The organism is Streptomyces sp. C (assembly GCF_000158895.1).
Classification (GTDB): domain Bacteria; phylum Actinomycetota; class Actinomycetes; order Streptomycetales; family Streptomycetaceae; genus Streptomyces; species Streptomyces racemochromogenes.
Genome location: NZ_GG657751.1, coordinates 122493 through 133280, shown reverse-complemented (window position 1 = coordinate 133280; position 10788 = coordinate 122493). Strand labels below are relative to the sequence as shown.

The 10788-nt window shown below is 73.7% G+C and carries 9 protein-coding genes and 1 pseudogene; 4 read left to right on the top strand and 6 right to left on the bottom strand.

All coding sequences use genetic code 11. The features are described from left to right. Together SSNG_RS33860 and SSNG_RS33855 are read left to right on the top strand one after the other, a co-directional pair. Nucleotides 1-1779 (top strand): ATP-binding cassette domain-containing protein (locus SSNG_RS33860; protein WP_007268475.1); only part of this gene is annotated, 1779 nt, incomplete at its 5' end. Between the two features lie 152 nt (nt 1780-1931). Further along, nucleotides 1932-2507: a Uma2 family endonuclease gene (locus SSNG_RS33855; RefSeq protein WP_007268474.1), complete on the top strand. Its 576-nt coding sequence runs from the start codon at nt 1932-1934 to the stop codon at nt 2505-2507. Nucleotides 2508-2944: 437 nt separating this feature from the next. Here SSNG_RS33855 and SSNG_RS33850 read toward each other — a convergent pair whose 3' ends face one another. Together SSNG_RS33850 and SSNG_RS33845 are read right to left on the bottom strand one after the other, a co-directional pair. Continuing rightward, a complete protein-coding gene (locus tag SSNG_RS33850; protein WP_007268473.1) occupies nt 2945-3436 on the bottom strand; it encodes a hypothetical protein in 492 nt (163 codons plus the stop codon). A 32-nt stretch (nt 3437-3468) separates the two neighbouring features. Next, on the bottom strand, nt 3469-3963 hold the full coding sequence (locus tag SSNG_RS33845; RefSeq protein ID WP_042804608.1) for an ATP synthase F0 subunit B: 495 nt from the start codon (nt 3961-3963) through the stop codon (nt 3469-3471). A 126-nt stretch (nt 3964-4089) separates the two neighbouring features. Here SSNG_RS33845 and SSNG_RS45050 point away from each other — a divergent pair, with 126 nt between their 5' ends. Together SSNG_RS45050 and SSNG_RS33840 are read left to right on the top strand one after the other, a co-directional pair. Further along, on the top strand, nt 4090-4212 hold the full coding sequence (locus SSNG_RS45050) for a hypothetical protein (RefSeq protein WP_277752173.1): 123 nt from the start codon (nt 4090-4092) through the stop codon (nt 4210-4212). 339 nt (nt 4213-4551) lie between these two features. After that, nucleotides 4552-4977: a hypothetical protein gene (locus SSNG_RS33840; protein ID WP_007268471.1), complete on the top strand. Its 426-nt coding sequence runs from the start codon at nt 4552-4554 to the stop codon at nt 4975-4977. A gap of 435 nt (nt 4978-5412) precedes the next feature. On the opposite strand, the pseudogene SSNG_RS45480 reads toward SSNG_RS33840, so the two are convergent. The 4 genes and pseudogenes from SSNG_RS45480 to SSNG_RS33820 form a co-directional block, all read right to left on the bottom strand. Then, nucleotides 5413-5477: pseudogene (locus tag SSNG_RS45480) on the bottom strand (GNAT family N-acetyltransferase); the annotation flags it as partial. A gap of 600 nt (nt 5478-6077) precedes the next feature. After that, nucleotides 6078-7094 carry a glycoside hydrolase family 43 protein gene (locus SSNG_RS33830; protein WP_007268469.1) on the bottom strand — a complete coding sequence of 339 codons (1017 nt, stop codon included), beginning with the start codon at nt 7092-7094 and terminating at the stop codon, nt 6078-6080. A gap of 110 nt (nt 7095-7204) precedes the next feature. Then, nucleotides 7205-7852 carry a hypothetical protein gene (locus SSNG_RS33825; protein WP_007268468.1) on the bottom strand — a complete coding sequence of 216 codons (648 nt, stop codon included), beginning with the start codon at nt 7850-7852 and terminating at the stop codon, nt 7205-7207. Between the two features lie 258 nt (nt 7853-8110). After that, entirely contained in the window at nt 8111-10651 is a 2541-nt protein-coding gene (locus SSNG_RS33820; RefSeq protein WP_241695301.1) for a discoidin domain-containing protein, read from the bottom strand. Between the last annotated feature and the right edge of the window lie 137 nt (nt 10652-10788).

Here is a 10788-nt window from a genome sequence, read left to right as displayed (position 1 = left end):
CTCATCGGCCGGCTCGCCTGGCAGGCGGACCGCCGGGCCACCCTCGCCGCCGTCGTCTGCCAGCTGGCCTCCGCCGCCATGACGGCCTTCGGCCTGATGGCCTCCGTCCGCGTCCTCCAGCACCTGTTCGCCGAGGGCCCGACCCCCGACCGGGTCCGCGCCGCCGTCCCCGAGATCGTCCTCGTGGCCGGCTTCCTCGCCGCCCGCGCCCTGCTGGAAGCCGCCGTGGCAGTGGCCCAGGCCCGCGTCACCCCCAAGATCCGCACCGCGCTGGAATGCGAGTTCCTCCACCTCACCGCGCACGTGCGCCTCGAAGCGGTCGAAGACGCCGACTGGCACGACGAGGTCCACCGCGCCAACGACCGCGGGCTCTTCTACGCCCGCATGATCGTCGGGCAGGTCGTCTCCCTCGCCGCCGCGACCCTCGGACTCCTCGGAACCGCCGGCGTGCTCGGCGTCCTCCACCCGGTCCTCCTCCCGCTCCTGCTGCTGTCCGTCCTGCCGGTGGGCGTGGCCGCCGTCCACAGCGCACGCGCCCGCTTCCGCTCGTTCAAGCGCTGGAACGCCCTGCAACGCCGCGTACGCGTCTTCTCGTGGCTGCTGCTCGACGTGGACGCGGCCGCCGAGCTGCGCTCCGACACCGCCCAGGGCGCCCTGCTCGCCGAGCACCGCCGCCTGACCACCAGGATCGCCGAGGAGGACACCCGCCTCGGCGTGGGCTCCGCCCTCCTGGGCCTCGCCGGGCGGGCGGTGGGCGGCACCGGCACCGGCATCACCTACGCGGCCCTCGCGGCCATGCTGATCGCCGGCTGGCTGCCGCTGGCCGCCGGCGCCGGCGCCGTCCTGGCCATCCAGGCGGGGCAGTCCTCCCTGACGCGGCTCATCGAGGTCGCCCACCTCGTCTACGAGCAGGCCCTCTGGGTCGACGACCTCCTCGCCGTCCAGGAACGCAGCCGCCGCCTCCTGCCCCGCACCTCCGACGTCCGGGCGCCGGACCGGGTCGAGGAAATCACCGTCCACGACGTCCACTTCACCTACCCCGGCAAGGACACGCCCGCCCTGGACGGCGTCTCCTTCACCCTCCGCGCCGGGGAGACGGTGGCGTTCGTCGGCCTCAACGGGTCGGGGAAGTCGACGTGCGCCAAACTCCTGGCCGGCCTGTACGAGGCCCAGCGCGGCAGCGTCAGCTGGGACGGCGTCGACGTACGCGGGATGGACGCCCGCTCCGTCCACCAGCGGGTCGCCTGCGTACTGCAGGACCCCGTCCGGTTCCCCTTCAGCGCCCTGTCGAACATCACCGCCGGCGCCGGCAGCCTCACCGAGGCCGACCCGCGGCGCGCCATGGCCGCAGCACGGGCCGCCGGCGCGGACGCGGTCATCGCCGCACTGCCCGGCCAGTGGAACGCGCTGCTGTCGAAGCGGTTCAAGGGCGGGCAGCAGCTCTCCGGCGGGCAGTGGGCGAAGATCGCCGTCGGGCGGGGCCTCTACCAGGAGGCGGTCCTGCTCCTGCTGGACGAGCCGACGGCGAGCATGGACCCGCCGTCCGAGCACGCCGTGTACGAGGCGGTGCTGCGCGGCCGGCTGCGCGAGGACCAGATCACGGTGCTGATCTCGCACCGGCTCGCCAGCGTCGTCGACTGCGACCGGATCCTCGTCTTCGACGGCGGCCGCATCGTCGAATCCGGCTCGCACGACGAGCTGATGGCCCTGGGCGGCGACTACGCGGCCATGTTCACCCTCCAGGCCAGCGGCTACCGCAGCGCGGAAACGGGGGCCTGACCGAGTCCGGCCGGCCGGCCACTCGCGGTCGGCCGGCCGGCTCCCCTGAACGTACGCGACTACGCGCGACTACGCGCCGCTACGCGACTACGCGACGTGCCGCGCCCGACGGCGGCTGGATACCCTGGCCACGGCCCTACCGGGAGGACACCGTGATCACACGAGACTGGCCGCAGATGAGCCGCGAGGCCTTCGAAGCCATCGCGGAAGCCGCCGCACAGCACGACGTCAAACTCGAACTCATCAACGGAGAACTGGGAGTCAAGCCCGTGCCCGACGGCGACCACGGCGAGATCATCATGTGGCTGCTGGAACACTGCATGCGCCAGCGCCCCGACCTGCGCCTGTACCCGGAGCAGGGCCTGCGCGTGGAGACGTACGGCAACGGCAACGCCCGCCCGGACGGTGTCCTCGCCCCCAAGGGCTACTTCGCGGGCCAGGGGGAATGGGCGGCCGCGGACGGCGTCGTCATGGTGCTGGAGGTCACCTCGTACGACGCGAAGACCGACCAGCGCGACCGCGAGGACAAGCCGCGCGCGTACGCGGAACAGGAGATCCCGGTGTACCTCCTCATCGACCGCGACAACGGCTCGCTGGTCCTGCACGCCGACCCGGTCAACGGCAGGTACCACACCCAGACGTTCTTCTTCGGCGACACCGTACGGATCCCCGCGCCGGTGGACATCACCCTGGACGACACCGACGTCCTCAAGAACCACGTCCGCTGAGGCCGTACCCACGGTGGCCGCGCCGCCGCCCTGTTGCGTGCGTGAGCGGGGGCACCTTCAGGACCTCACGGAGTCGCCCTCGCACCCCTCCGGCCCGTACGGGCCGCCGCAGCCACCCGTCACGCCCCCGCCGTGCAGGAGGCGGACCGGAGTGACGGTGGCGGTTGTCTCCGTGTCGCCGGTGGGGCTCGGCGTGGTCGGATTCCTCGTCAAGAACGGCCTCGGCGAAGGCCCGCACCAAGGCCGGCATCAAGGTCACCCCCGACGTGCTCCTGGGCGGACGAGAACACGGTCGCCCTGGTGGCCCTTCCCCTCTCCCGGCTGGGGGAGTGCAAGGACCCGCGCTCGGTCGACCTGGAGGTGTGCTCCCCCGTAAATGATCAACACGGGAGTGTGGCGCCGGGACCGGGGGAGTGCCAAGCGGCTTTCAGCCGGCGTCACACCCGCTCCGACGGCCGCTCCGCGTCCCGGAGGAGCCGGGCCGCGGCGGCGTCGAGGTCGGCGCGGACCACGCTCGGGCACCGCAGCGGCGCGCACACCTCGAAGGCGCGGCCGCCGGCCTCGCCGTACAGAAGCACCTGGAGGTACTCGGGTCCACCCGCCTCCGCACGGCCCAGAAGGACCTCGACGGTGAGCCGCGTCCCGTCCGCGAGCCGCGCCGATCCGCTCTGCGGCTCGTCGTCGACGAGCACGAACTCCTCCTCGTACCGGCCTTCGGGCGCATCGGCCAGCAGCCACCGGGCGAACGCGGCCGCCAGCGGCGCGCCACCGGCCAGCGTCGTGCGCCCGACGAAGTACGCTTCGAACCACCAAGCGGCGTCCGGATCCCTGCCGACCGCCAGCCACACGTCCTCGACGGGCTCACCCGGGTAGCGGCTGCCGCGCCAGCCGAACCGGAAGACCGCCCCCTCGTACCCGCCGGACACCATCGCCTTCTCCCTCCCCCTGCCTGCCAAGTCGGCTACGCCGCGTCCGCCTCGGCGAAGAACGCGTCGGCGACGGACCGGTTGCGGTCGGTGTCGGTGAGCGGCTCGCCCAGGATGCGGCCGGCGAGTTCGGTGGCCAGCCCGAGCACGTCCTCGCGCAGCTCGGCCTCGGCGACGACCCGGTCCGCCGCGAGCTGCACGGCGGAAGCCGCGATCAGTTCCTCACGCGCCCGCTGCCCCTCCGCGCGGACGGAGGCCAGCAGTGCCGCTCCCTCTTCGAGGGCGGTCTGACGGATCCGCGCGGCTTCGTGCCGGGCCGCCGTCAACTCGGCCTGGTACACGGCCCGTACGTGTTGCGCCTCCAGGTGCGTGTCCTCGCACCGCGCCAGCACGCCCTCGGTGGCGGCATCACGCGCCTCGAGCACTTTCCCGATCCGCGGGAGCAGGACCTTGGCCATGACGGCGAAGACTGCCGTGAAGCAGAGCAGGGCGACCAAGAGGTCCATGAGGTTCGGCTTCAGAGGTCCCATGAATTCATGGTACGAGTGTGCGAATTTTTCCCTCCGGCGGCGGCCCGGTACCCCCAGTCCGTCCGCAGGGGGACGCCGACGGGCGATCAGGCGGTGGTGCCCAGGGGCTGGGCAAGGGGGGGCTGGATGGCCGCCGGCCTGCTCGGTGCCGGGATCGGCGTGGTGGCCGTCTTCGCCGAGGGCGTGGCGTGGTCGTGCGGACGCACCGCGTCGGCGCATGCCGCCTCGTGGGCGCCGCGGGCCGACTGACGGTACGGCCTGTACGTACGTACGTACGCGGGCGGGGGAGCGGCTGGGCCGGAAGGTCGGGGGCCACACCGCTTCCTCGTACGCCTCCGTCAAGTGGCCCCGAACCGCCCGCCCTTGCTACCCGGAGGCCGTACCGTGCCCGTGCCGTTCATCCCCCTGCACCCCGATCACACCAGCGGCCCGTACCGCCAGGACACAGGGTGTTCCCTTTGGCGGTAGCGGTACGGCCCGCCTCGTCGGCGGCGGGCTTCGCCCCGTGGGCGACCTCATCGCCGAGGCCACCGGTGTCTCCCGCACCCGCGGCGTCAGGGCGGTCCGCGAGGTGAGAGGATCCGTTCCATGCCGCTGCCGCAGCCCGATGACCTGACGTCACTGGTCGTACGGACCGACTTCGACGACGAGGGGGCCTGGGACGTGGTCCGGGCCGCACTCGACGCCGCCGGCGGCGACTGCTCCGACGCCACCTACGTCAGCGACCCCCGTTTCACCGACGTGGACGTCCGGGCGCTGGTGGCGGAGGAAGGCGCCGCGGACGAGGACGAGCTGGTCGTCCACATGTTCCTGGCGGACGCGACGACGATGGCGGATCCGGCCCACCCGCTCCTGGCCGTGGACCTCTGGGAGGAGCCCGGGCGGACGTTCAGGGTGCCGGCCCGGTGGTTCCCCGACGTGTCCGCCAACCTCGTCATCTCGAACACGGACTTCGTGGAGTTCGCCGACGCCGCCGACGGGTCGGGTACCTTCCGCGGCTTCGACGAGGTCTGATGTCGAACCTGCCCGCCGGATGGACGGTCGAGCGGATCCGCGCGCTGTCGGGGGACCGGAGTGCCGCCCCGCTCGGCCTCGACCGGCTCGTGGTCGTCGAGGAACACGGCCGCGGCGACTACGCGACCCTGCGGCCCGAGGTGATCCTCGGGTTCCACGACCTGTGCCTCGTGCTGGCCGACGGGGAGTGGTTCATGGGGCAGCTCGACACCGACGGGTCGGTCGTCTGCTGGGCGTCCTACGGCTCCGACCTGGGCCGAGGCCATCCGCGGCCTCTGAGCGGTCAGGTCCGTACGGCGCCCGTCAGCGGGGCCAGTACCCGCCATCCCGTCGTCTCGTACAGGGCCCGGCCCTCCGGGGGTGGCGACCAGTACGCCCTCCGTGGCGCCCCGGTCGGCGGTGGCGTCGACAAGGGCGTGCATCAGCAGGCGGCCCAGGCCCCGGCGTTGGTGGGCGGGGTCGGTCTCGACCTGGTCGACGACGAAGACGGGACCGGCCATGCCGGCCTGGCCGCGTGCGGCGAAGGCGCCCCCGGCGGTGCGGACCAGGGCGCGGGCGACGCCGTCCCGGATCCAGGTGTCCAGCCGGTAGCCGTCGGCGACCGCCGGCGGGGCCCCGGTGCGGGCGGTGCGCGGCGGGGCGGACATCAGGAAGCCGGGCCCGCCGGCCAGGGACCAGCCGGGGCCCAGCCAGGACTCGAACTCCTCCGGCGGCGCGGGTGCCTTCAGCCACGTGCCGGGGGCAGCCGGGTTCTCGGTGATCTTGCGGACGGCCGCCTCGTCCGCGGCCGTCAGTACGTGGCGCGCGACGTGCCCGGGGAGGCCGACGTCGAGGGTGAAGCCCCAGGGCGCGGGGACGGGGTCGGCGGCGCCGCGCGACACGGCCCAGCCGTGGACCCACGCGTGCACGGCCCCGGCCGTGTCGTCCTGGCCGTGGGGGAGGTCGGGAACCACGGAGGTGCTGCCCATCAGGCACGCCCCCTTTCCGGGTGATTGATCGTCTGATCGTCCTGGCACGGCACAGCCTGCCCTTATTGCGAGGTGGTTGCAATAAGGGCAGGGGGGTCCCTGCGACTGCGACTGCGACTGCGACTGCGACCGTCAGGCCGTTGACCGTGAGGCCGTGCGTGGCCTGATGCCGCGCACGACGGGGTAGCCGTTCGCGAAGTCCAGGTCGGCCGCGTACATCACCCGGCGGCGCGGGTCGTCGCGCCAGCCGTGGAAGACGATGCGGTCGCGGCCGTCGGGGCCGGTCACCACGTCCTGCCCGCCGGGGCCCCGCACCGTGCCGGAGAGGGACTCCGTCGTCATCAGCGGCTCGGCCGCCTTGGTGTACGGGCCGGTCAGGGCCGGGGCCAGCGCATAGCCGGTCCGGTACTGGTCGCCGCCGTAGTCGCCGGCCGAGTAGAACAGCACGTACCGCCCCGCGCGCTTGACGAGGGTGGGGGCCTCCACCACGCCCCCGTCCCCCGTGGGGTCCTGCCTGATCAGCCTGACCGGGTCGCCGGTGGTACGGGTGCCGTCCCACGAGACGGGCTGCAGGTGCAGCCAGGTGTCCCCGCCGCAGCAGTTGCCGTCGTTCTTCCACAGCAGGTAGCGCTGCCCGCCCTCGGCGTACGTGGAGGCGTCGATCGCGCCGCCGTCGGCGGCCGGGCACACCAGCGGCCCGTCCCCGACCGGCCGGAACGGGCCGTTCGGCGACGCCGACCGCGCGACGCCGATGCACTGCCGGTCGCTCGCCCGGTCATGGGCCGTGTAGTACAGGGTGAAGCCGTCGCCGCTGTCGTACACCTCCGGCGCCCACACCAGGTCGCGCCGGGGCGCCGCCCATCCGCCGAGCACGGGCAGGACGTCACCGCTGTCGGGCTGCCACCGCTTCAGGTCGCGGGAGGTGGCGTGCTGGACGTTCTTGCCGTCGCCGTTGGTGGCGTACGCGTGGTACGTACCGCCCACCTTCACGACGTCCGGGTCGGCGAACTCCCGGTCGAGCACCGGAGCGCCGAGCACCGGAGCGCCGAGCACCGGAGCGGCCACGGCGGGGCCCAGGCCCACGGCAGCGGCGACCGTGACGAGGGCGAGGCAGCGCGCGAACCGGCGCTTGAGGGGGTGAGGCGGCACGGGGCGGGCTCCGATCCTGCGCGTCTACGGCGTCTGGGCAGTCGGACTGACCAACGCCCCGACGGGCGACGAGTTGCGCACGGCCCGCGACCGACCCCACCCCTCGACCGCTAGCGGAGCGGCAGGCCCAGGAACTTCGCCGGCGCCAGGGCGAGGAACTTCGCCGTCCCGTCGGCGAGGCGGGCCGCCTCCGGCCCGTCCGCGTCGCCCGCCAGGCTGCGGAACGTCAGCTCCAGCGCCCGGTCACCCTGGCGCACCAGCAGGGTGGTGATCCGCGCCTGCTGCCCGGGCGAACCGGCGAGCATCGTGCGCATCAGGGCCTCCGCACCCCCGTTGCCGAACCGCTGCTCCACCTTGAGCGGCTCGCTCGGGTCATCGGCCGGGTCCACCACCCGGACGGTGATCTCGTCGTCGCCGATGCTCATCGTCCACGAGGCGCACTCGGTGTACACGCGCCGCATGTCGGCCATCCAGGCCACGGCCGCCCCCGGCACCCGCTCCGAGACGCCCTCGTCGACGACGAACGAGGAGTCGGCGTTCATGAACGAGGTCCGGACCTCCCGCGCGGCCTTGTCGCCGAACGCCCGGTTCAGCACGGCCGTGAGTTCCGGGGTCTGCGCGGTCATCGGCGGCGGGTCCTCGTCGGACGAGGGCGATGCCAACTCGGTGAAGTCGTCGAGGCCCGCCGCGGGCAGTTCCGCCGCCGTGACCAGCAGCTGCGCGAGGTCCGGCTGCGAAGCGTCGTCCCGTGTGCTCACAAGTTGCCTTTCGTCAGGAGGGGTTGGTGCGTGGGGGGTGCCACCGTAGCCCGCTGCGCCGCCGGGGCGATCACGGATCCGCGCAATGTTTGAAGTCGTAGGAGAGTCGTAGGAGAGCCGTGGGGGGGGGGAGAGAGTCGCGGGGAGTCGCGGGAGAGCCGTGGGAGAGCCGCGGGGAGTCGCGGGGGAGTCGCCGTGAAAGCACGCGGCGCCCGCCCCCCCAGCCGGAGGCGGGCGGACGCCGCTGTCGTGCTCCCGTCAGGAGACGGTGATGAACTTGGCCGTGCTCGGCACCCCCTGGGCGTCCAGGGCGAACAGCATGTAGGTGCCCGGCAGGACCACCCCCTTGTCGGCCGGGATGGACACCGTGTACGTGCCCGCCCCCGCGGCCGTGGACACCAGCGGCACCCGCCGCTGGTCGTTGTCCGTGGAGTGCGTCGCGGCCGCGGCCCGCATCAGGACGAACGAGGCCACCTGCCCCTCCGCCGAGACGGTGAGCGAGGCCCCCGCCGCCGCCCGGGGCGGCACGCCGCCGGTGATGACGGGACGCGGCTTGGGCGAGCCGTCCGCGCCCAGCAGGTACGGCGGCGTGAACACCGCCCCGTCGGCGTGGTTGGTGGCGCAGTCGCCGCACAGACCGCCGCCGCCGGAGAAGACCCGCCCGTCGGGCAGCAGGTTCGCGACGCTGTGGTAGTTGCGCGGGACGGCCATGGAGGCGAGCGGGGTGAAGGTGCCGGTCGCCGGGTCCCACAGCTCGGGGGTCAGCACCGACGTGGCGTCGCTGAACGGCACCGGGTACGCCTGACCGCCGAACACGGCCACCTTGCCGTCGGGCAGGACGACGCTGTTGCCGAACGCGCGGGCGTGGCCCATGTCGCCCGTGCGCGCGGCCCGCACCTGACCGCCGCCGTCGATGCTCACCGTGTACGCGCGCCGGGTGGCGGGCGTGTTCTCGTACGCGGGCGAGCCGCCCAGGGTGAGCAGCTTGCCGATGTCGTACGCGACGGCGTTGCCGGTCATGGCGTCCTGGCTGTCGGCCCGGCTGCCGGCCGGGGTGATGCTGCCGTTCCCGCCGGTCGTGATCCAGTTCATCTGCTTGCTCGGGCCCAGCTGGAGCACCTTGCCGCCCGAGGTGGCGTGCAGCCACATGTGGTTGTCGGCGCGGTAGGCGCCGCGGGGGTCGGCCGTCAGCGCCGGGCCGGCGGGGACACCGGGGAGCTTGCGCCAGGTGCGGGTGTCCGGGGACCAGACCTCGCCGGCCCTGTCGCCGGTGGCCCCGCTCCAGGATCCGCCGAGGACGAAGGCCTCGCCGGTGGAGAGCAGGGTCATGGCCTGGTAGCCGCGGGCGATGTTCATGGCGGTGGTCGCGGACCAGGTGTCGGTGGCCGGGTCGTAGATGCTCGCCTTCTGCGCGTTGCTGCCGCCGGTGACCAGCACCCGCCCGTCGGCGAGCATCGCTATGCCCGGGCAGAACATGTCGTGGCCGGTGTTGTCGATGCGGCGCTGGGTGACCTTGCCCGTCTTCAGGTCCAGGATCGCGGTCTGGGTGTAGCCGTTGCTGCCGCCGAAGCGGTCGACCGCGTACGCCGACCAGGCCAGGAGCTTGTCGCCCGGCAGGACGGCGGTGGCCACCGGCACCAGCGGGAAGCCGGTGATCCGGTCCCAGGAGCCGTGGGCGGCCGGGCTGTCGGGTCCGCTCAGTCGGATCTCGGCTGCGGAGGTCCAGGGCCCGCGGCCGCCGGCCTCGCCGGTCACGGTCAGGCGTACGTAGCGGGCGTTCTCGGTGCGGGTGAAGGTGGCGGTCTTCACGGTGTCGTCGTCGCGCCAGGTGCCCGCCGCGACCGGTGCGCCGAAGGTGGTGCCGTCGGTGCTGGTGGTGACGGTGTACGCGCCCGCGCGCCCGTTGGGGCCGTCGTTGCGCGGCTGGTAGACCAGCGCGGAGACGGCCGTCGTACGGTGCATGTCGACGGTGATGCCGTGCGGCAGCGGGGCCGGGGTCCCGGACCACCTGCTGTGCCAGATGGTGGCGGAGTCGCCGTCGAGGACGTTGGCCGCGCGGCCGTTCTCCCCGGTGGTCTCCTCGTCGCTCGCCGTGGCCGTCCATCCCGCCCGGGGCAGGTCGACGGTGGCGGCCGGGGTGCCGGGGTCGCCGAGCAGGTTGAGCTCCGCGGCGGAGGTCCACGGGCCGCGGTTGCCGGCCTCGGTGGACGCGGTGAGCCGGACGAACCGGGCGCCCTGCGGGGCGAATCCGAGGGTCTTCGCACTGGCGTCGTCCGCGAGGGTGCCGGTGGCGACCGGGGCGCCCCAGTTCTGGCCGTCGGAGCTGACGCTGATGCCGTACTCGCCGACGCGCCCGTTGGCGCCGCCTGCGCGGGGCTGGTAGACGAGCGCCGAGACCACCGCCGTGCGGTGCATGTCGAGGGTGATCGTGTGCGGCAGCGGGGCGGGGGTGCCCGTCCACTTGCTGTGCCAGATGGTGGCCGTGTCGCCGTCGAGGACGTTGGCCGCGCGGCCGTTCTCGCCGGCGGTCTCCTCGTCGCCGGCCGTGGCCGTCCACCCGGTCCGGTCGAGGACGGGCGCCGTCGGCTCCATGGCGTTCGCCGGGGCCACGCCGTGGTGCGGCGACTGCTGCGCCGCCTGCCGGCCGGCGGCCCCCGGCAGCGGCGCCGGCCGGGGCCCGGTGCTGGCCACGCCCAGCCAGGGGGTGAGCCCGACGAGGAGCGAGCCGAGGGCGAAGGCGATGAGCAGCGGGGAGCGGCGTAACGCTCGGGCTAGGGCGCGTATGCGGCTGGTCTGCAATCGGACCTCCTGGGCGAGTCGGGAAGCGTGGCCGTGAACCACGGGACGTGGCCCTGGACCGCTGAAGCCCCTAGAACATAGGTCAGCGCAGATCAACTCGACCGCCGAACAGGGGAGTTGGCGCGAACCCGCGCCGC